This window comes from Alcanivorax sp. DG881 (genome assembly GCF_000155615.1).
Classification (GTDB): domain Bacteria; phylum Pseudomonadota; class Gammaproteobacteria; order Pseudomonadales; family Alcanivoracaceae; genus Alcanivorax.
On the sequence record NZ_DS989915.1, the window covers coordinates 3,386,757 to 3,408,506 of the forward strand.

At 60.1% G+C, this 21,750-nt stretch carries 12 protein-coding genes; 2 read left to right on the plus strand and 10 right to left on the minus strand.

Features of this window, described 5'->3' with window-relative positions; all coding sequences use genetic code 11:
• Positions 1–81: 81 nt before the first annotated feature.
• Positions 82–2,829: an aconitate hydratase AcnA gene (acnA, locus tag ADG881_RS15335; protein WP_007150180.1), complete on the minus strand. Its 2,748-nt coding sequence runs from the start codon at positions 2,827–2,829 to the stop codon at positions 82–84.
• A gap of 303 nt (positions 2,830–3,132) precedes the next feature.
• Positions 3,133–3,732, minus strand: a complete 600-nt coding sequence (locus ADG881_RS15340; RefSeq protein ID WP_083787514.1) for a M48 family metallopeptidase — start codon at positions 3,730–3,732, stop codon at positions 3,133–3,135.
• Between ADG881_RS15340 and ADG881_RS15345 the strand changes: the two genes are divergently transcribed.
• The gene (locus ADG881_RS15345; RefSeq protein WP_050760176.1) at positions 3,731–4,375 is read left to right on the plus strand and encodes a lysophospholipid acyltransferase family protein; all 645 of its coding nucleotides are present in this window, start codon (positions 3,731–3,733) and stop codon (positions 4,373–4,375) included. The two genes, ADG881_RS15340 and ADG881_RS15345, sit on opposite strands and share 2 nt — an antisense overlap.
• Before the next feature lie 125 nt (positions 4,376–4,500).
• Here ADG881_RS15345 and ADG881_RS15350 read toward each other — a convergent pair whose 3' ends face one another.
• The 8 genes from ADG881_RS15350 to ADG881_RS15385 all read right to left on the minus strand — a co-directional run bounded on the left by ADG881_RS15350 (position 4,501) and on the right by ADG881_RS15385 (position 19,673).
• Entirely contained in the window at positions 4,501–7,569 is a 3,069-nt protein-coding gene (locus tag ADG881_RS15350; RefSeq protein WP_232211736.1) for a parallel beta-helix domain-containing protein, read from the minus strand.
• A 72-nt stretch (positions 7,570–7,641) separates the two neighbouring features.
• Positions 7,642–10,128 carry a membrane dipeptidase gene (locus ADG881_RS15355; RefSeq protein ID WP_007149314.1) on the minus strand — a complete coding sequence of 829 codons (2,487 nt, stop codon included), beginning with the start codon at positions 10,126–10,128 and terminating at the stop codon, positions 7,642–7,644.
• A 248-nt stretch (positions 10,129–10,376) separates the two neighbouring features.
• The gene (locus tag ADG881_RS17280; RefSeq protein WP_007149854.1) at positions 10,377–12,008 is read right to left on the minus strand and encodes an AarF/ABC1/UbiB kinase family protein; all 1,632 of its coding nucleotides are present in this window, start codon (positions 12,006–12,008) and stop codon (positions 10,377–10,379) included.
• Positions 12,009–12,137: 129 nt separating this feature from the next.
• Positions 12,138–13,328 (minus strand): helix-turn-helix transcriptional regulator, encoded by a 1,191-nt coding sequence (locus tag ADG881_RS15365; protein ID WP_007148740.1) that lies wholly within the window; start codon positions 13,326–13,328, stop codon positions 12,138–12,140.
• Positions 13,329–13,496: 168 nt separating this feature from the next.
• Positions 13,497–15,449: a monovalent cation:proton antiporter family protein gene (locus ADG881_RS15370; RefSeq protein ID WP_007148961.1), complete on the minus strand. Its 1,953-nt coding sequence runs from the start codon at positions 15,447–15,449 to the stop codon at positions 13,497–13,499.
• A 93-nt stretch (positions 15,450–15,542) separates the two neighbouring features.
• Positions 15,543–16,337, minus strand: coding sequence for an endo alpha-1,4 polygalactosaminidase (locus ADG881_RS15375; RefSeq protein ID WP_007151137.1), 795 nt, complete (start codon positions 16,335–16,337; stop codon positions 15,543–15,545).
• A 139-nt stretch (positions 16,338–16,476) separates the two neighbouring features.
• Entirely contained in the window at positions 16,477–17,907 is a 1,431-nt protein-coding gene (locus tag ADG881_RS15380) for an aldehyde dehydrogenase family protein (protein ID WP_007148478.1), read from the minus strand.
• A 125-nt stretch (positions 17,908–18,032) separates the two neighbouring features.
• Complete coding sequence (locus tag ADG881_RS15385) at positions 18,033–19,673, minus strand: acetolactate synthase large subunit (RefSeq protein WP_007149909.1); 1,641 nt, start codon at positions 19,671–19,673, stop codon at positions 18,033–18,035.
• Positions 19,674–20,030: 357 nt separating this feature from the next.
• On the opposite strand from ADG881_RS15385, the gene ADG881_RS15390 reads away from it, so the two are divergent.
• Positions 20,031–21,740 carry an amidohydrolase gene (locus ADG881_RS15390; RefSeq protein ID WP_007149983.1) on the plus strand — a complete coding sequence of 570 codons (1,710 nt, stop codon included), beginning with the start codon at positions 20,031–20,033 and terminating at the stop codon, positions 21,738–21,740.
• Positions 21,741–21,750 lie beyond the last annotated feature (10 nt).

The window sequence follows — 21,750 nt, forward strand, 5'->3', positions numbered from 1 at the left end:
GTTAGGGCAGGCAACACGGTTTGCCCTCGGTATTGCCTGCTAGCAGGCTGCGTGTTGCATGAAGCGTGCAGCGTCTCTCGTCTACTGCATCATCTGCCGCAGCACATAATGGAGGATGCCGCCGTTTTTGTAGTACTGCACTTCTGCCGCGGTATCCAGGCGGGAGAGGGCATCCACTTTCTGCTCCTTGCCATCGCGGCGGAAGACCACGGTGACGGTGTCGCCCGGTTTCAGGTTGTTGTCCAGATCCGGAATGTCCACCTCTTCACTGCCGTCCAGGTTCAGCGTCTTGCGGTCGGTGCCTTCCGGGAATTGCAGGGGCAGCACGCCCATGCCGATCAGGTTGGAACGGTGAATCCGTTCGTAGCTCTCGGCGATCACCGCTTTGGCACCCAACAGGTTGGTGCCCTTGGCAGCCCAGTCACGGCTGGAGCCCGTACCGTATTCTTTGCCGGCGACCACTACGGTGGGGATGCCGTCTTTCTGATAACGCATGGCGGCGCCGTAGATGGAAATTTCCTCGCCTTCGGGAAGGTGCTTGGTAAAGCCGCCTTCGATGTCCGGGGTCATTTCGTTACGGATACGGATGTTGGCGAAGGTGCCGCGCATCATCACTTCGTGGTTCCCCCGGCGTGAGCCGTAGGAGTTGAAGTCGATGGGCTCCACATCGTGCCCCTGCAGGTAATGGCCGGCGGGGGAATCCGCCTTGATGGCCCCGGCCGGGGAGATGTGGTCGGTGGTGATGGAGTCACCTAACATCGCCAGGATGCGCGCGTTTTTCACCGGTTGTACATCGTCCATCTCGGCGGTGAGACCGTCGAAGAAGGGTGGGTTCTGGATGTAGGTGGAGCTGCTGTCCCAGTCGTAGGTTTGTGAATCCGGAATGGGCAGGCTCTGCCAGATTTCATCCCCTTCGAACACGCTGGCGTACTGGTTACGGAACATGTCGTCGTTGATTTTCACCAGCTCGGCCTGAATTTCATCGGAGCTGGGCCAGATGTCTTTCAGGTAGACCGCGTTGCCGTCCTTGTCCTTGCCGAGTGGATCGGAATCCAGATCGATCTTCACGGTCCCGGCCAGGGCATAGGCCACCACCAGTGGCGGTGAGGCCAGCCAGTTGGTGCGCACGCTCTGGTGTACCCGGCCTTCGAAGTTACGGTTACCGGACAGCACGGAGGCCACCACCAGGTCGCCGTCGGAAATGGCCTTGTCGATTTCCGGGGGCAGTGGCCCGGAGTTGCCGATGCAGGTGGTGCAACCGTAGCCCACCAGGTCGAAGCCGATATCGTTGAGCGGTTTTTGCAGGCCGGTCACATCCAGGTAATCGGTGACCACCTTGGAACCGGGCGCCAACGAGGTTTTCACCCAGGGTTTGCGGTTCATGCCTCTTTCGGCGGCCTTTTTGGCCACCAGGCCGGCGGCCAGCATGACGCTGGGGTTGGAGGTGTTGGTGCAGGAAGTAATGGCGGCAATCACCACGTCGCCGTGGCTCATGTGATGCTTCTTGCCATCGATGACCACCGGTACATCGCCGCCGCTGGGCTCGTGATTGCCCACGGCGGTTTGGCCACCTTCGCCTTCCAGCTTGCTGATTTCCTCGTCATTGAGTTTCAGCGTGTCGGTGACCACGTCGATAAAGGTTCGCTTGACCGCAGTGAGTGGTACCCGGTCCTGCGGGCGTTTGGGGCCAGCCAGACTGGGCACCACATCGTTCAGGTCCAGCTCCAGCACGTCGGTGAATTCCGGGTCCGGGTCGCTGCTGGAGCGCCACAGGCCCTGGGCCTTGCAGTAGGCTTCCACCAGCGCAATGGTGTCTTCGTCGCGGCCGGACAGTTCCATGTATTCGGTGGTGCGCTCATCAATGGGGAAGAAGCCGCAGGTGGCGCCATACTCCGGTGCCATGTTGGCGATGGTGGCGCGGTCGGCCAGGGTCAGGTCGGCCAGACCGTCGCCGAAGAATTCCACGAACTTGCCCACCACACCCCGGCGACGCAGCATTTCGGTGACGGTCAGCACCAGGTCGGTGGCGGTGATGCCTTCACGCAGCTTGCCGCTGATCTTGAAACCGATGACCTCGGGAATCAGCATGGCGATAGGCTGGCCAAGCATGGCCGCCTCCGCTTCGATACCGCCCACGCCCCAGCCCAGTACCCCAAGGCCGTTGATCATGGTGGTGTGGGAATCGGTGCCCACCAGGGTGTCCGGGTAGGCGTAGGTGTTGCCGTCGTCGGATTCGGACGACCACACACCCTTGGCCAGGTATTCCAGGTTCACCTGGTGGCAGATACCGGTGCCCGGTGGCACCACGCGGAAGTTGTCGAAGGCTTTCTGGCCCCAGCGCAGGAACTGGTAACGCTCCCGGTTGCGCTGGTACTCGATTTCCACGTTCTCTTCGAAGGCTTGCGGGTTGCCGAACTTGTCCACCATCACCGAGTGGTCGATGACCAGATCCACCGGTGTCAGCGGATTAATGCGGCCCGGATCTCCCCCGGCCTTCTTGATGGCATCGCGCATGGCCGCCAGATCCACCACACCGGGGACGCCGGTGAAATCCTGCATCAGTACCCGCGCCGGGCGGTAGTTGATTTCCTTGTCGGAGCGTTTCTGTTCCAGCCAGCGCATCACGGCTTCGATGTCGGCACCGGTGACGCTGTCACCGTCTTCAAAGCGGAGCAGGTTTTCGAGAAGGACCTTGAGGGAAAAGGGGAGCTTGCTGAGATCACCCCAGCCTTTGTCGGCGACCGTATTGATGTCGAAATAATGATAGGTCTTGCCGTTGGCTTGCAGCGTTTTCTTGCTGTTCAGGGTGTCCTGGCCAATCCGTGTCACTACACACCTCCTGGGCTCTGATTGGAGTCCCGCGCTGGCGGATAGAACGGCCGCCAGCGGGAACACTGGCGCAGGATCAGTACAGCATTGCCACAAACCTAGGCACTGATGACCCTGCGTTATGACGTTAAGTCATTTCATACTACGCCCTTATGGCGGGGACATGAAACTGCCGGCCATGGTCTTTGCCGATATTCGCGATCGGGAATGTAAATGCTTGTTGAATAAAGAGGTTTTTGACGTTTTGGTGCTGTTGGGGCGGGGCGTCAGGGGGCGATCTGGCGTCTGCAGGCGGTGCCTGTGTCAGCGGTTGCGTGTGTCCTGCCAGAGCAGCCAGAGCCGGGTATCCAGTTCCAGCTGATGGTAGTCCGGCGCCATGTGTGAACACAGCTGATAAAACGCCTTGTTGTGGTCGGTTTCTTTGAAGTGAGCCAGTTCGTGGACCACGATCATGCGCAGAAAGGCTTCCGGCGCTGCCTTGAACTGGCTGGCGATACGCAGGCTGTTATGACTGCGCAATTTGCTGCCGTGAATGCGGGTTTGCCGGGTATGCATGCCCAATGCCTGACTCAGCGTTTTCAGCTTGGCATCGTAATGGGCTTTGCCCAGCGGCGGCGCCTTGCGCAGGTATTGTTGCTTCAGGCTGTTGGCATACTGGAACAGGGCTTTGTCACCTTGAATATCATGCTTGTCGGGGTAGCGCTGTAGCAGATAGTCACCCAGCCGGCCCTGATCCAGCAGAGCCTGGGCCTGTTGCTGAATCTGGGAGGGATAGCCTGTCAGATAATGCAGGGTATGCATGGGGCCGATTATCGCTTCGTGTGTATTTTGGGCGTTAGTGCCAATGTGATCCTTGGGCTGCGTGCGTATGATCGCCGCTCTCTTTGCAATGGACAATCCCATGTCATCAGCCCTGGACTCTGATTATCCCCGTCGCGGTAATGCTTTCTCCCGGTCGCTTGCCCGCGGGTTTTTGCGCCTGGCAGGCTGGCGGGTGACCAACCCCATGCCGGCAGTGCCCAAGGCGGTGATTATCGGCGGGCCGCACACCTCCAACTGGGATGGTATCTATACGCTGGCGGCCATGATGCAGCTGGGTCTGGATGCTCACGTGATGATCAAAGACAGCGCCTTCAAGGGGCCGTTTGGGGCCATGCTGCGTTGGATGGGGGCGTTGCCCATTGCCCGGCACAAGGCGGGTGGTGTGGTTGAGCAGACCGTGGAGCAGTTCAATAGCCGCGACAAGCTGGTGATGGTGGTGGCGCCGGAAGGCACCCGGGGTGGGGCGACACAATGGAAGACCGGCTTCTACCGGATCGCCCAGAAGGCCGGTGTGCCGATTGTGGTAGCCACCGCAGATTACCGCAAAAAGGAAATTACCTTTGCCCGTGTCATTGAGCCGTGTGGGGATGTGGAGAAGGATCTGGCCGAAATTTTTGAATGCTATGCGGCCATTCACCCGCGTCATCCGGACAAATTGTCTGCACCGTTGAAGGCCATTCGAGATAAAAAGAAGAGCGCTGGACGCCAAACGCCAAACGCCTGATGCCTGACGCGTATAGCGGCCGCAGAGCGGCTAGGGTCTGTTAACAGGCCCTAAGAACCCTCCCTTTGCAGGGAGGGGTGTTGCACTCCCCTCCGATGGTGCTGGAGAGGAGGGAGGGGGGTCGATCAGTTACAGGCGCTAGCGTTCGTATAGCTGCTATCCACCACATTATTGATCCACTGATCCATCAGCGCGGTGGCTTCGCCATGGGCAACGCTGCGGGCAATCGGTGGCATCATTTTCTGCGGATCATCTTCTGCGCTGAGACGGCAAGAGACGATGGAGCTGCCCGCGCTGCCGGGTACCAGCACATGCTGGCGTCCACAGGAGCCGCCGCCGGTGGCTGTGGGCTTCTTGCAGACGCCATAGCTGGCGTTCACATCGCGGAAGTGATCCAGGTAATAACCGGTGTTGGACGCGGCGCCCTTGTCGTTGTGGCAGTGCTGACAGTTCACTTCCAGGTAGGCCCGCACACGGCTTTCGATATCCGCCGCTGAGTTGGCGGTTTCACCGCTGTCACCGGGCACATTCCAGCGTGGCAGATGCTCAATGTTGGTGGCCACCCCATTGCTGATGGTCAACTCCGGCACGCCGGTCAGAATCCCCAGATCTTTCCACTGCTTGATCTGGTTTACCGCCGGGAAACCGGCCTGACCGCTGGTGCCCATAAAGGCAGATTCCGCTTTGTAGGCACGGTTCAGGTTACGCGGCTTGGGCCCAATGGGGGCACTGCCAGCCGGCTGGTCATCATTGGCGTGACAGGTCACGCACTGGTTGCCGTTAGGAATGGTGTAACCATCGGTGCTGCCGGTGAGCAGGGTGTTGGAATCCGCATCACGGTAATGCCAGGCAACCGACGCGGTGCCCCCGTTCATGGCCAGGCGCGCAACCCTCTTGCCGTCTTCTTCCTCCCAGATGTAGGGCAGGCCTACCCAGACGGCGCTGTCCTGGCTGTTCCTGCGTTTGATCAGCAAGCGGGTTTCTACCGGTACTTCGGTGCCCTGGCTTTCGTCGGTGAAAGCAAAGGTTTTGGCAATCACGGTGCCTTCCGGGAAAACGATGCTGCCGTTAACGTTGTTGCCGTCCTGGCCATCGCTATACACCGCTTGCTCGCCGGGTGGTACAAACACGACTCGATACTTGGTTGAGTAATCAGAGAACAGCTTGGTGTTCAGCACAAAAGGCTGGCCGCTCTCGTTTGGTGTGCTACGTGGGTCTTGCGCATCGGCAAACAGGTTGTACTGATCCAGCGTCGGGCAGTTGTAGTTCAGTGCTTCGCGGTTGATCTCGCCGTCTGCAACGTCTGCACTACAGTAGAACTCTACAACTTCATCCGAAGGTGCGGGGTCGAACTCACCGCTGGGCTCGAAAGGCGGAATGTCTACCCGCGGCAGTGTTTCCAGTACTTTGCCGAAACGGGCCTGGCAATCATGCTCGGACATGTCGGTGTCGGAGGCGATATTCAGTAACCCTTCAATGGCCCCTTTGATGCCTGCAGGATTGAGAATGGAGAAGTCCTGCTCGGCAATGGCCAGTACCAGCTCCAGGCCATCGGTGCCGTGGAAGTTCAGGTAGGGGGCGCTGTCGCTGTTCAGCTCGTTATCGTGGATACAGGTGCCCCACTCCGGCAGGATGCGGTCGCCGTTTTCGTTGAACTTGTAGGCGTTGTAGTGACAGCTGGGGTTCGGGTGCTCGTTGGTATGAATGGGCTTGCCGCTGTCCCACATGGGAACCGGATCGCCATTGTTGTCCACCGGGTAGGGGCAGTCTTCATCCAGATCGTCACGCAGACCGTCCCAGACAATATGCGCGCCTTTACCCTGATTCAGAAGGTTAGGCAGGCTGCCCAATACTTCCAGAAGATTCGGAGAAAGCTCCGGCAGGTTTTTCAGGCCGATCAGGGTCGGCAGTACGCTTTCTACTTCGCCGTTGGCCAGTTTTTCCAGGTCCGGTGGCGGCAGATCGTAACCGGAGTTTTTCATCACATTGTTATGGATGTGAAGCCCCTCGGTATAGGGGTCGATTTTTTTATCGGCGGTGTTGTTCTTGCCATCAATCAGCTCATAGCTGACGTGGATCACCGCCGCGGTGCTGTGATCTTCGAAGGTGTTGTTAAGGACTTCGATGTTGTCGTAACCCAGGGTAATAAAACCTGTGCCACGGGGCACCACTGACACCAGACCGCTGTGGGCAAAGTTGTAGGTGTTGTTGTTGCGGGCCACGTTGTTGATCATCACCGAGGTATCACCGTAACGGGTGATGTTTTCCAGGTCGTAGATCAGGAAGGCGCCGGTATTACACTCGGCAATGTTGTTGTCGTACTCGCCGCCCTGCACGTTTTCGATTTCAAAACCCATGACGTTATAAGCGGCACGGCTATTACGAATGATGGCGGTGTTGGTCTGGCCAACATAGATGCCTGCATCGCTGGCGCCGATGGATTCACTGTCTTCTACCAGAATGTTCTCTGACTCTACCGGGTAGATACCGTAGCGGCCGCTGGCGGAACTGGGGGTGTAATCCGGGCTGGAATCTCCCTCGTTGTAGGGGGGCGCGGTACAGGATACATGGATCTTTTCCGCGTAGTTATCTGCGGTGATCGGTTCGCCGCCACCGGACCACATGGCACGTACGCCACGCAGGGTGCCCCACTTTACGCTCTTCAATTTGAAGGCGTCGCCGGGGGAATCGAGGATGGTCAGGTCTTCCACGGTAATGCCGCGAATGTTCAGGGCTTCCAGACCGGTCACGTTGACACTGTCTTTGAACGACAAAATGGTTTCGTCTTTGCCGCAACCTTTGATTAACACATCTTCGGTGGCCTGGATCAAGATACCCTGGTCCAGTTCGAAGTAGCCGCACTCGAATTGCAGGGTGTCTTTTGGACGCAGCTGGACCATGGCGTTGACCATGTCTTCGGTGGCATCTTCACCGGGGCTGATGAGGAAGGTTCGGCCAACGGTATCGGGGGGCGTGGTGTCGCCACCGTCACCGCCATCGCCTCCATCATCGCCGCCGTCACCACCGTCATCCCCTCCATCGCCGCCGTCATCTCCACCGTCGCCGCCATTGTCGGGATTGTTGGGTGTGGCGGAATTATTGGCCGGTGATGAGCCGCCGCCGTCACCGCCGCAGGCGGTGAGTACCAGAGTGACCGCCAGTGCGATGGCAGGCCAGAATCGGTTCATGTTCATGATCGGTTCCCCGTTGTCGTTTATTGTTGCTGCTGCCTGAAAGGTTGCATGTTTCATGTGGAGGTATGGCCGCTATTGCGCGGCCTGCTCCAGTCGTTCCCACATCCGTATGTACGCTTCTGCCGAGGTGAACAGCTGGTTCACCGCGTCATCAATTTCTTCCTGTGGACGATCGCTGTTGAGCATCATGTCGGCGATCTGGTCCGCATAGAGTCCGTAGTGCGCCACGCCACGGCCTTCATAGAGACTGAAGGCGTGGTCACCGGTAATTTGTTTGTTGAATTGCACCTGGCCATCCACCGAGGTGAAGGGATAAAGCTCGGCTTCCTGATCGGGTGTGCCGGGGTTGCCGGCCAGATTGGCAATGCCGTTGACGTCAGACGCAAACGGGGCACCACCGAAGGGGCCAACCTTGAAAGCCGGGTCGCGGGGGCGATTGCCGTCGCGGGTCAGCTGGTCTACCCAATTGCCGCGCACGCTACCGAAGGACGCCGTCACGCCGCCCTGGCTGGCAATCTGATCGCGCAGGGCTTCGGTGCCGGTCCAGTTGCCATGGCTGTTGATAATCGGGTAATCGCGTGCACCGGTAACATCGAGAATCTGGGTGGCGGCCTTGCGGCTGATGTGATCAATCTCGATCATCATGCCGCGGCGGGTCAGTTCTTCGATCAGGAAGAAACCCAGGTCGGTGAGGCCGCGGGTGTTACAAAGGTGGTCGGTGCCACGGCGTGGATCGTAGGCGGCGAACTCTTCCGGCGTCGCCGGGAAGCGGTCGCCGACGTAGTCGATCTGGAAGAGCAGCTGGTCAAAAATGCCCAGCGGTTGCAGCGGGTCTTCCAGCGCAATCGCGTCCCCTTCGTGGTCATGATCCGGGCAGTCCTCGAATTCCACCAGGTGCCCGGTTTCCAGCAGGTTGCCGCCATACAGCACGGCACCAATACCCACACCTTCCGACAGATCGGGCAGGTGGCCCCCGAAGGCATTATCGAACTTGTGTACCGGGAACAGGCTGCGTACATCCATGGCGTAGAGCCGGTCCAGCCGCTCTACGATTTCTTCGCGGGTACATTCCGGTGCATTGAGAAACTCGCCACAGTTGAGTGCCTTGGATGCTTCCACGCCGAGGATGACCGCCATTTTTCCGTCGCCGATGACCTGCCGGGCCTGGGCGGGATCGGTGACGATGCGGAACCAGCCCTTGCCGGGGCCACCGTTCTGGGCGTCGATGTAATCCTGCATGCGATGCATCTGTGTGGCCTGCATTTCAATGGCGGCCATAGTGTCGCAGTCATTCTGTTTCTGCGGATTGAGCTGGCAGAGAATCTCGTTATGCACCAGGTGGTTGACGAGAATTTTCATGCCCGCCAGGTGCGCCCGTTCAATCCATTTGTAGTAGCTCTGATGGTGTTGCAAAGAGTTGCTGCGGGGCCAGAACGTGTAGTCCGGCCAGCCCCGGGTTTCATGGGGACCAGGGTTGCTGGTGACTTGTTCGATTAGCCCGGTGAGCCCCTGGGGGCCATGGTTGACGGCACAGTCGTGCAGGGCATGGTCGACCCCGAACTTGTGGAAGGGGTCGCCGTAATTCACCCGCCCGCCGATAAATTCGTAGGCAGAAATATGGCTGTGGGCATCCACGAAACCGAAGATGTCATCGTCGTCCAAGCCGTCTACATTCTGGAAACGGGGAACCTCGGTCAGGTAATTGGCCGGGCCGTCATCTGCGACGGCGGCGTTGAGTTCGGCTTCCGGGTAAGTGCTACATCCGTCGCTGGGCGCCAGGGTGAAACGGTTGTTGTCAGCTTCCAGTTGCGGGGAGGTGAGAGTCAGACCGTCGTCGCCGGCGGTGAGTAGCAGGCCGGTCACGTTGGAGGCCAGAGTAAAGGTGTCGCCGTCGCTGCGGTTCAGGTTCCAGACGGCCAGATCGTTGGCGTCATCGACCATGGCCAGGCTGGGCTGGATATTGGTGTCACCCAGCCCGGTACCGATACCACCCAGGCTTTCGCCCAGTTCACGCAGCAGGCCACCGAGGGGGGCAACCGGGTCCAGAACCAGATTGAGGGTGTCGCCCAGCCCGGATACCAGATAGCTCAGCTCTCCGACAAAGTTGCCGCTCTGATCAAGAAACTCTCCGGCTGGATCGCTGATGCCGAGCAACTGTTTGCTGCCGGCACTGCCGGGATCACGTTGATAATCGGAAAGCAGCAGGTAGCGGCCCAGGTCAGTGGGCTTCATGTAGAAGGCGGTGGCCTGACCGGCGTCGTTGGTGAGGCTATAGCCGTCTTCGCTGGTGGCCAGAAACTGTTGCTGGCTTTGCAGGGTGTAGCAGCCATTGGCGAATTGGTAGCGGTTCAGGGGCTCGGGTTCCGGCTCAGGCTCGGGTGTGGGGTCCGGCGTTTCCGGCTCACGGGGCGTTTCCGGAGTCGTGGGGGAATCATTGGCAACGGCGGGTGCGCTGCTGCTGCCTCCACCGCCACAGGCGGCAAGCAGGCTGGCGCTGAGCATTAATGCCAGCGCAAGCCGGTGAGAAGCAAAGGCGGGAGCCTGGCTGAGTAAAAACATCGCTAACCCCTTGGTGGTGCCTGCAGTGGGCACTGTTCTTATTGGTCTAATGTGCAGGGCGTGCGTGTTTCTATGGCACTATCGTACACATTGATTGGTACAAGTGTGCACATTAATCAGGGGGCGGTGCTGTAGCGTTATTGTCAGTATTGGTGACAGTTTCTTTTCATAGGGATACAAAACGGCAAAGCCGGACACGGGCCGGACATTGCCGTTTGCAGGGACCAGCGGAGGGATTGTGTAGGCTGTCAGGCCGCCTGGCTGGTGGTGTGAGCGGTGGTGGGGCCGTCCAGCGGGCGGGTCAGGTAGCCGAGTACCAGGGTGGCCACATCCACATTGGGTTGATAGTGGAGAAACAGGCCGCCCAGGGTGCCGAAGACTCGGGCCAGCATGATGAAATCGCCGGGCAGGGTCTGTACCGGGTCATGTTCCAGCTGGCCGAGCAGTTCGCTGACCTGCTGCATCATGGCTTCCGGGCTGGGCCAGCCGGCCTGCTGATCGGGGTTGATAATGGCATCGCGGACCTGGTCGAGCACGGCAGACACGAATGCCAGCAGGGTGGCCGGATCGCCGCTGCGGGTGACAAAGCCGAGGGCGGTGAGGGTATCGGCGATGACGGTTTCATCACCCACGATGCAAGCCTGCAGCACCCGGAAGTAGCCCCGGCGGGCGTCGTCGGTGAGTGCTTGCGCGCAGCCGAAATCCAGCAGTACCAAGGTATTGTCCGGGGTGATCATGATATTGCCGGGGTGCGGGTCGGCATGGAACAGGCCGCCGTGCAGTACCTGGCAGAACCAGGCATCCAGCAGCGTACTGAGCAGGGCGCTGACCCGTGCAGGATCCGATGTTTTCAAACGATCCAGAGTCAGTGTGAGCTTCTCGCCCTGAATGAATTCGGTGGTGAGCACATGCCGGCTGCTGCACTCGGGCACCAGTGTCGGCACCCGAATCCCGGGGATGGCCGCGAGCTGCCGGCCGATGTCTGTCATGACCCGGGCCTCACGCTGATAGTCCAGTTCTTCACGAACGGTGCGCTGGATTTCGTTGACGATGGTGTCGATATCCATGGGCGGCAGGGCGGATTTCACCGCATCCATGAAGACCTTGAGCAGCGTCATGTCCAGTTCGACCACCTCATCAAGCCCCGGGCGCTGTACTTTGACGGCCACTTCGCGGCCATCGTGCAAGCGGGCGCGGTGCACCTGGCCGATACTGGCCGCCGCCAGGGGCTGGGGGTCCACATGGGCGAACAGTGTATCCAGTGGCTGGTTGAACTCCTGTTCCAGTACTGCGGCAATGTCGGCAAAGGCCACCGGGCTGGCCTGGTCCTGCAACACGGCCAGTTCATCGACCCAGGCCTGGGGTAGCAGGTCCGGACGGCTGGAGAGCAGCTGGCCGATTTTCAGGAAGGCACCGCCTTGCTCCAGGGAGGTGTCACGAAAACGTTTGGCGTTACGTTTGTGCAGGTTGGCCAGCGCGGCATCGCGCATGCTGCCCGGCAGGAACGCGGCCCTGGTGCCCCACAGGCGGTAGCTGGTGACCACCTTGGTGAGCATCCAGCCGGTTTTGGTCAGGCGCTTGAGGCGTGCGGGCCAGCGGCGGGCTTCGTCGGCGAGCAGCTGCATTTCTTCATTCACCGCGCTGGCACCACGGGTGACGGCCTTGCAGGCAGTAATGGCCTGGTCGGCGATCTCCCGGCCTTGCCAGGCGGTTTTCTCGATGGCCTTGATGCAGCCCTCGACCACGGCAATCCAGGCTTTCAGTCCGCTGTCTTGCTGTTTGCGCTCGGCAAAGTCATTGAGCGGCTGCCAGTTCGGCACCTGGTCCGGCTGCGGCTGAGCAGGCTGGACAGGGGTGTTTTGCACTGATGTGGCTCGCATGGGGACGGGCCCTCCACAGGATTTGTGTATAAGTGTTCACAAAATACTGTGAAGCCGAGCAGCGGGCAAGTCAAAAGTGAACAAGTGTTCCTTTTTGTTTGACAATGCCCCCTGGTATCCGTTTGTTGCTTATGAAAGGGCTCTGACCAGCATGGCGACCAGCTCTGTCTGTTTTCGGTAGCCGTTCTTGGATAGCAAACTTTTGATGTGCTGGCGGGCTGTGTGAACAGAAATGCCATTTTTATCGGCGATTTCAGCGGCATTGAGGCCGTGGATCAGCTCGGCGGCAATGCCCGCTTCGGCCGGGGTGCACTGGAACAGCGATTGCAGTTTTCCCAGGTCCGGTTCCATGTTGCTGTCGTAGCGGAACAGTTCTGCCAGCACGCCGTTGTGCTCTTTCTCGTCGGCGATCAGTGGTGTCAGGCAGATGGCGATTCGTTCGTGGCGGTTACTGACGAACAGGGTTCTGGTGGCGGGGGTGCCTTTCTGGGAGAGGATAAGGCAGGCGCTGATGGCGTCGCTGAGTTTGCGATTCAGGCGGGTGTCCCGACACTGGAGCCGTTGGCTTTCAGAAATGCTGAGGGTGTCGCTGTGGGCGAGCAAATCCAGGGCGTTGCGGTTGGCCTGGGCGATGGTGGCCAGAGCGTTGAACACGATGATGGGCTTGTTGACGTGATTGAGCGCCAGCGCCAGGCTTTCGTTGTTGCTGCGTGACTGGTAGAGCTTGAAGTGCAGGCTGACGGCATTCTCCACATGGGGCGCGAGCAGGTTCATCTGCAGAATGTCATGGTCCGTGTAGGGGCCAAAATCCTGATGGCGGTTGGCCAGGAAGACCACATTGCAGTCGTTCTGGCGGCTCACCAGCATGCCGGCGCTGTCCCCCATGCCGACGGCTTGCGCCCAGGTGCGGCTTTCCTCGCTGAGCATATCGAGAATGGTTTTGCTGGCATCGCCGCGCAGGAAGGAATCGAACTGGCGGGGAGGCAGGGCCTCGTAGCGGGCCAGGGCTTCATCGCGCTCGGGCAGATCACTGTGGATATACCACTCTTCAAACCCTTCCGGGTAACCGAAGGTCCAGCCATAGATCATCCGTCGTGGATGGTTACTCAAGCCGAGAATGCCACCCTGGAGTGCGTTGAAATGGGCCTGGAAGGCATCGAAAAAAAGCTGGAAGCCCTGGCTGAAATGCAGGCAGCCGTAGAGAGTGCTTACTAACTGGTTGAAGCGCTGCAGTTCGTCGTGTGTCAGTGACGGAGCGGCCGGGCTCTGCTCGTCAGCCGGTTCCTGCGGGTTCACCAGAGTGATAGAGCTGGAATGCATGCTGCGTTTTTCCTCACAGAAACCCCGGCGCTGGCCTGCGGCGGTTTGCCATTATTCTTGTCTATCGAATTGTCATCGTCAGGGATGAAATATTGTTATATTGCTGCGCCCCGGGCAAGGCCCTTGGCCGGGGAATGGCTTCCGCTTGTCTGTTGCCTTGCAGGCAGGTCAGCCGCCCAGCAAACGGACCTCGGCGGCTTCCACGGCTTCCAGCGGGCCGTAGAGAATCACGGTATCTCCCTGTTCCAGTATCAGGTCTTCGTCCGGGCTTTCGCGGGTTTGTTCGGCGCGTTTTACGGCGCGAATTTCCACGTCACGCAGTGCGCACTCACGGATACTCCGGCCGATGCTGCGGGCTTTCTCGCTGAGTGTCACGGCGTGTAGCAGCCGGTACGGGTTGCCGGCGCTGTCGGTGGTGGGGAAGGAATCGCCGTGGTAATAGCCTTGCAGCATGCGGTAGCGGTCGCGGCGGGTCTTGCGCAGCATGGCCAGCACCCGTTCAAAAGGAACATCCAGCATCATCAGGGCATGGGCCACCAGCATCAGGGAGGCTTCCAGCACCTCGGGTACGACCTCGGCGGCACCGGCTGCCGTGAGTGCATCCAGGTGGGTGTCGTCCCGGGTGCGTACCAGCACGCGGACATCACTGTTGAGATCCCGGCAGGTGTGGATGATCCGTTCTGCCAGGCGCGCGTCGTCGAAGGTCACCACCAGCAGGCGGGCGCGGTGAATACCCGCCCGTTCGAGAATGTCCTTGCGGCTGGCATCGCCAAACAGGATATGTTCGCCGGCGGCACTGGCTTCCTGCAGGCGTACCAGATCCATATCCACGGCTACGGCATGGTGGTGGAAGCGGTTCAGGTAGCGCATCAGGTTCTGGCCCACCCGGCCATAGCCGCACAGGATGACATGGCCGGTGATGTCGTCGGATACCGGGCTGTCCTTGGGTATTTCCATCCAGGGACGGAGCAGGCGACGGCTGAGTTTGCCGCTGTGTTGCAGCAGGGCGGGGGTCACCGCCATGGTGAGTACGGTGATGGACACCAGCAGGCCGGCTTTGCCCGGCGACATGACCTGATGAGACACCGCCAGGGCGACCAGCACAAACCCGAACTCGCCACACTGGGACAGGATAAGACCACTGCGCGTGGCGGTGTCGGCAGGTTCTCCCAGCAGGCGTAACAAGACGAAAATCAGCACGGCCTTGAACAGCATCAGCGAGACAGCAGCGAGGATGATCCAGTGCCACTGTTCGGCAAACAGGTTTGGGTCTACCAGCATGCCGACACTGATAAAGAACAGGCCGAGCAGCAGATCGCGGAAGGGGCGCAGGTCCGCTTCGATTTGATGGCGGAAGTGGCTTTCCCCCAGCATCATGCCTGCCAGAAAGGCCCCCAGTGCCATGGAGAGGCCCAGCCAGTGGGTGACCCAGGCGGCGACCAGCGCCAGCAACAGGGCCGTCATCACAAACACTTCATCGGAGCGGGCGCGGCCGGTTTCTTCCAGCAGCCGTGGCAGTATCCATTTTCCCACCACGTAAATGCCGGCGAACAGCAACAGGGATTTTCCCAGGGTGATGCCGGCCATGGCCCACAAGGCGTCATCATTGCTGTTACTGATTACCGGCAACATCACCAGCATGATCACCGCCGCCAGATCCTGAAACAGCAAGATGCCGGTGGAGGCCCGACCGTAACCGGTATTGACCGCGCCGCGGCCGATCAGGTCACGAATGACGATGGCGGTGGAGGACAGGGCCAGCGCCCCGGCGGTGATGCCGGAGGTCATGGGTTGAAAGCCCAGCAAGCGCATTACTGCGAATACAGCGGCGCCGGTAAGAATGACCTGCAGCGGACCGGCGCCGAACACAATGCGGCGCAAGGTCAGTAAACGGGGAATGGAAAACTCCAAGCCCAGGGTAAACAGCAAGAAAACGATGCCGAATTCCGCCAGATGCTGGATCCCTTCCACGTCGCTGATCCAGCCGAATCCGAAGGGGCCGGCGGCGAGTCCGGAAAGCAGGTAGGCAAGAATGGGGGGCATGCCCAAGCGGCGGAACAGCACCACGGCGGCCACTGCACTGCCGAGCAAAACCACAATAAGTGTCAGGGTGTCATGCATAACACTGCATTCCGAATGGTCGAAAGGGCAGTGTAGCAGCCCCCGATGCCGGGGGCAGTCTCGGTGTTTACCTGGCGAGTCTTGGAGAAAACGTTAGTTGCAGCTAAAGCGGTAGCTGTCGTCCAGTGCCACCGGCAGTGTCAGCGAGCGAAAGCTCAGGCTGTTCATGTGCTGGCAATGGATGTTGTGGCCTTGCGGGTCCGATCCGTACAGGTAATCAATGTGCAGCACGGGTTTGCCGGCTTCAATAAACGGGGTCAGCAGGTGGCATTCCTGCCACTGGTGGCAGGATTCATTAACCGCGAAGTCGGCGTATTCGACCAGGTCTTCAATCTGACCCAAATCGTTTTTCAGTGATACGGCCAGGCCGTGATCGTGAGCGGTGTCGAACAGGAAGCGGTTGTAGTCCAGCTGGCTGTTATAGCTCAGCGGGAAACCGGTGCGGTTGCTGTAGCCATCCACATTGTCCGGATCCACCCCGTCGCAGCCTTTGCTGGCGGCCAGGGCAATGCGATCAGACATGATCGCGCGGACATTGATCGAGCGGGTATCGAGCCAGCGCTCCCCGGGCCAGTTGCCCAGGCGTCGCCCCTTGTCGGCAGCGGTAAAGCGACCCTTGTCCTCGCGCCAGTTCTCGAAGGTGCCGGCGGAGAAGTAGCAGATCACCCGGCGGCCACTGGCGTGCAAGTCGTCGATCACATTCTGGGGCGTGTCGAACAGGTCCAGCACATAGAGGTCAGCGGTATAACCGCTGTTGATCGGGCCCTGGAGCTGAATTTGCCAGCTCAAATCTATATCAGGCTGATACCAGCTTCCTTCGGGAGGCGGTGCCGTGGCAGGAAGCAAGGCAGAAACCAGCGCAGAAACAAGAGGAATAGACGCAGCCATGAAGTTGAATCCTGATGGGGTTCACTTCGATGGTAGGCGTTTTGGGCTGTTGGTAATGTGAGAATATGCGGGTGTTTATGTAAGAAATAACGCCGGGACTGTAAGTCCCGGCTTACGCACAAATACTTAACTGCGTCTCCTATTGTGGCGTACGGATCACCAGCAGCCGTTCTTCGGTCATGTCGTTGATGGCCCAGCGGATGCCTTCGCGGCCCAGGCCGGAGTCCTTCACGCCGCCGTAGGGCATGTTGTCCACGCGCCAGCTGGGGACATCGCCGATCACCACGCCGCCCACTTCCAGTTCGTCCCAGGCTTTCTGGGCCTTGTACAGGTCGCGGGTGAAGATGCCGGCTTGCAGGCCGAATTTGGATTCGTTGACGGTGTTCAGGGCATGGTCGAAATCGCTGAAGCGGCTGATCACGGCCACCGGGCCGAAGGCTTCTTCTTCCACGATGTTGGTGCCTTTGGGCGCGTTCTCCAGCAGGGTGGCTTCGAGCATGGCGCCCTCGCGCTTGCCGCCCACCAGCAGGGTGGCGCCGGCATCGACGGCTTCATTGACCCAGTTTTCCAGCCGGGTAGCTTCGCCTTCGGAGATCACCGGGCCGATAAAAGTGTCTTCGTCTTTCGGGTCGCCCATTTTCAGGCCGGCGGTTTTTTCCACCAGGCGGGTTTTCAGTTCGTCGTAGATGGCATCGTGAATCAGGATGCGCTGTACGCCGATACAGCTCTGGCCGGACTGATAGAAGGCACCGAAAGTGATGCGCTCCACGGCGTCGTCCAGGTCGGCATCTTCGTCCACGATTACCGCGGCGTTGCCGCCCAGTTCCAGGATCACCGGTTTCTTGCCGGCACGGGCTTTCAGGTCCCAGCCCACGTCCGGGCTGCCGGTGAAGCTGAGCAGCTTGAAGCGTTCGTCGGTGGTGAACAGGTCGGCCCCTTCACGGTGGCAGGGCAGGATGGAAAATGCGCCTTTCGGCAGGTCGGTTTCGGCCAGGACTTCACCGATGATGATGGCGCCGATGGGGGTGCGGCTGGCCGGCTTGAGCACAAAGGGGCAGCCGGCGGCGATGGCCGGCGCCACCTTGTGGGCGGCCAGATTCAACGGGAAATTGAACGGGGAAATAAACGAGCACGGGCCAATGGGGACGCGCTTGACCATGCCCCGATAGCCCTTGGCGCGGGCGGAAATTTCCAGGTTGGGCATTTCGCCGTCGATACGCACGGCTTCTTCGGCGGCCACGCGGAAGGTGTCGATCAGGCGGCCCACTTCACCACGGGCATCCTTGATCGGTTTGCCCGCTTCGATGCACAGGGCCAGGGCCAGTTCCTCAAAGCGTTCTTCAAAGCGTTTTACGCAGTGGTACAAAATCGCCTGGCGTTCGTAGGGCGCCAGTTGTGCCATGGGCTTGGCGGCCTTGTCGGCGGCGTCGATGGCCTTGTCGATGGTGGCAGCGTCAGCCATGGCCACACGGGTGGCGACTTCACCACTGTATTTGTCGGTGACATCCAGATCCTGGTTGGCGAAGACGGCTTCGTTAGCCAGGTAGTAGGGGTAGGCGTCTTTTAGCATCTTGGTTCCTTAATGGCGTTTAGTGGGCCATGAGGCTGGGCGTGATCAATCGTCAGCTAGCACGCTCCACGCAACACGCTGGCACGCAACAAAGCATGGTGCGTGTAGCGTGCTGCGTGTCAGCGTTATAGTTTGCTGCTGAGTTCGCGGATTTCCCGGTTGAGGATGCGGCTGTTGTCGCGGTAATCCACTATGCAGTCGATCACGTGCACGCCGCCTTGCTGGTAGCACTCTTCCACCAGCGGGCCCAGGCCGGCGGTGGATTCCACGCGGTGGCCGTGGGCGCCGTAGGCGCGGGCGTAATCCACGAAGTCCGGGTTCTGGAAGTCCAGGCCGAAATCCTGGAAGTCCATGTCATTCTGTTTCCACTTGATCATGCCGTAGCCGTCGTCGCGCAGAATCAGCACCACGATATCCAGCTTCAGGCGCACCGCAGTTTCCAGCTCCTGGCTGTTCATCATGAAGCCGCCGTCACCGACGATGGCCATGACGCGGCGGTCCGGGTGCACCATCTTGGCGGCCATGCCGGAAGGCAGGCCGGCGCCCATGGTAGCCAGGGCGTTATCCAGCAGCACGGTGTTCGGTTTGGTGGCCGGGTAGTTGCGGGCAAACCAGATTTTGTACATGCCGTTATCCAGCGTCAGGATGCCGTCTTCCGGCATGACCTTGCGGATTTCATCCACCAGGCGCTGCGGGCGAATCGGGAAGCTGTCGTCCTGAATGCCTTCATTGATGTGCTTTTGCAGCGCATCGCGGATGCGGTGGAAGTCCGAGAAGCTCCAGTGTTCCTGGGGATCCAGGCGCTCCTTGAGCTGCCACAGGCTGTTGGCAATGTCGCCGACCACTTCGATCTGTGGGAAGTAGACCGGGTCCACCTGGGCGGAGTTGAAGTTGATGTGAACCACTTCGGCACCGCCGGGGCGCATGAAGAAGGGCGGTTTTTCCACCACGTCATGGCCCACGTTGATGATCAGGTCGGCCTGGTCGATGGCGCGGTGCACAAAGTCGCCGTCGGACAGGGCGGTGTTGCCCAGGAAATGGGGGCCGGTTTCGTCCACTACCCCTTTGCCCATTTGCGTGGTGATCACCGGAATCCCCAGTTTCTCCACAAACTGGCGCAGCATCTTGCTGGTCAGCTTGCGGTTGGCACCGGCACCGGCCAGCAGCAGTGGCTTGCGTGCGCCCTTGATGGCTTCGATGGCCTTGCAGATGGCCTTGTCTTCGGCGATCGGGCGGCGGGTCGCGCTGGGCTCAGTGACCGGCATGGTGGAATGTTCGCGGGCGATATCTTCCGGCAGCTCCAGGTGGGTGGCGCCGGGGCGCTCTTCCTGGGCGAGACGGAAAGATTCGCGAATACGGGTGGGGATGGAGTCGCCGCTGACCACCTGTTTGGTGAACTTGGTTAGCGGGCGCATCATGTCGACCACGTCGATGATCTGGAACTGCCCCTGTTTGCTGGTCTTGATCGGCTTCTGGCCGGTGATCATGACCATGGGCATGGCGCCGAGCTGGGCATAAGCAGCGGCGGTCACCAGGTTGGTGGCACCGGGGCCCAGGGTCGACATGCACACACCGGCTTTGCCGGTAAGGCGGCCATAGGTGGATGCCATAAAGCCGGCGGCCTGTTCGTGACGGGTGATAACCAGCTTGATGTTGGAGCCGCGCAGCGACTCAAGCAGGTCCAGGTTTTCTTCACCGGGAATGGCAAAAACGTGTTCTACCCCTTCCGCTTCCAGGGCGCGAACGAACAAATCCGATGCTTTCATGACTCTTTGTCTCCAGTTGATCCCGTTGCCGGCTTGTGGCCGTGCGGGTTCCACGATGCGTGGTTAAAAATAATCATCGCGGTTAATGCAAGGATGGTGCCGCTTTTTCCTTGTTCTGGTGCACAAAAGGCGCACCCAAAAGGTGCGACACCTCCATGTCGGGCTTCACTATAGCGCGCTCGGGGGGCAGGCCGGTATGGGGTTAACGAATCTGTTTCATTTAAAAATGTGATGATAAACCGCCGTGGGGATAGAAAGCCGGTGACAATCCCACTTGTTCTCCCCGGAGCGGAAGGGCAGAGTCTGCGCAATAACAAACAACGGCGAAAATGCCGGGCCAGCAGTGAGAGAGATGCTATGAAGAAAACCGGATTGTGGGTATTGGTGGTCATCGTTGCCCTGATCGTGCTGGCCGTGGCGGGCGTGCATCGCTGGTTTAACCCGCCGGCGCCAGCGGCCCAGCTCTTTTTTAATGGCACGGTACTGACCATGGACCCGCAACAGCCGGTGGTGGATGCCATGCTGGTGAAGCGGGGCGAGATTGTGGCGCTGGGCGAGGTCGAGGCGTTGCGCCAGCAGGTCAGCCGGGACGTTTCCGTGATCGACCTGGATGGCGGCACGGTAATGCCGGGGTTTATTGAAGCCCATGGGCATTTCCCCGGTGAAGGGTTGTCTGCGGTGGCGGTGGATGCCAACAGCCCGCCGATTGGCGATTTGTACAGCATCGACACGCTGCTGGAGCGGTTGCGCCTGTTGGCCCAGCGCCGCCCGGATGGCATGTTGCTGGCGTATGGCTTTGATGACACCACCATCGGCGAGCAGCGTTACCCGACCCGGGCAGAACTGGATTCGGTGAGCAAGACGCGGCCCATCATGGTGATGCATATTTCCGGGCATCTGGGGGTGGTTAATTCCGCTGCGCTGGAAAGCATGGGTATCAAGGAAGACGTTGAGGACCCGCCGGGCGGGTTTTATGGTCGCGATGAAACCGGGCGGCTCAATGGTTTGCTGGCGGAAACCGCGTTTAACCCGGTGCGCAGTCAGGCGTTGGAACTGGCGCCCCTGGACGGTTTACGGGTGTTGTCCCGGGCGTCGCATATCTATCTGTCGCGGGGCATTACCTTTGCCCAGAACGGTCTGGCAGACCCGGCGGCGGTTCGGGCGTTGAAACCCGCGCTGCAGTTCGGCCTGATTCCGCTACGCCTGAGTGTCTGGCCCAGCGCCGATGCCGAGCAGCAGCGCCTGGCGGGTGACCTGGCCATTGTGCAAGGGGACCGCGTTCACCTGGGCCCGGTCAAACTGGTCAGTGATGGCTCCCTGCAGGGCTATACCGGGTTTCTGAGTGAGCCGTATTACACCTTGCCGGCGGATTACCCGCCGGACTATCTGGGATTCCCGACACTGTCCCAGGAGGCGCTCAGTGATCAGGTAAAGCAGTTTCATTGCCAGGGTCGTCAAGTGGCGGTGCATGCCAACGGCGATGCGGCCATTGATATGAGTCTGAATGCGATAGCCGGCGCGCGGGCGGCCTGCCCGCAGGTGCAGGTGCAGCCGGTCTTGATTCATGCGCAGATGGCGACCCCGGCACAATTGCAGCGGATGGTGTCGCTGGATGTGATCCCCTCGTTCTTCAATACCCATGTGTATTACTGGGGCGACCGCCACCGGGATGCTTTTCTCGGGCCGGAACGGGCTCGCCGGATCAGCCCGTTGGCGCAAGCGGAGCAAGCCGGATTGCGTTTTACCCTGCATGCGGATTCGCCGGTCGTGCCTTTTGAGCCGTTACAGCTGGTGTGGAATGCGGTGGAACGCAAGACGGCGTCCGGGGCCTTGCTGGGCCCGGAGCAGGCTGTGGACGTGGAGCGGGCGCTGCAGGCGGTGACCGTGGATGCGGCCAGACAGCTTGGGGTTGCGGATCAGGTGGGGCAGTTGCGTACGGGAATGCGGGCGGATCTGGTCTGGCTGGATCGGGATCCGCGGGAAGCGATTGGCGACTGGGCATCGATCCAGGTGTTGGGCACCTGGGTTGGCGGGGTTCGCCGCTACCCGGATGGGCAGGCGGACTAGCGAGGGCAAG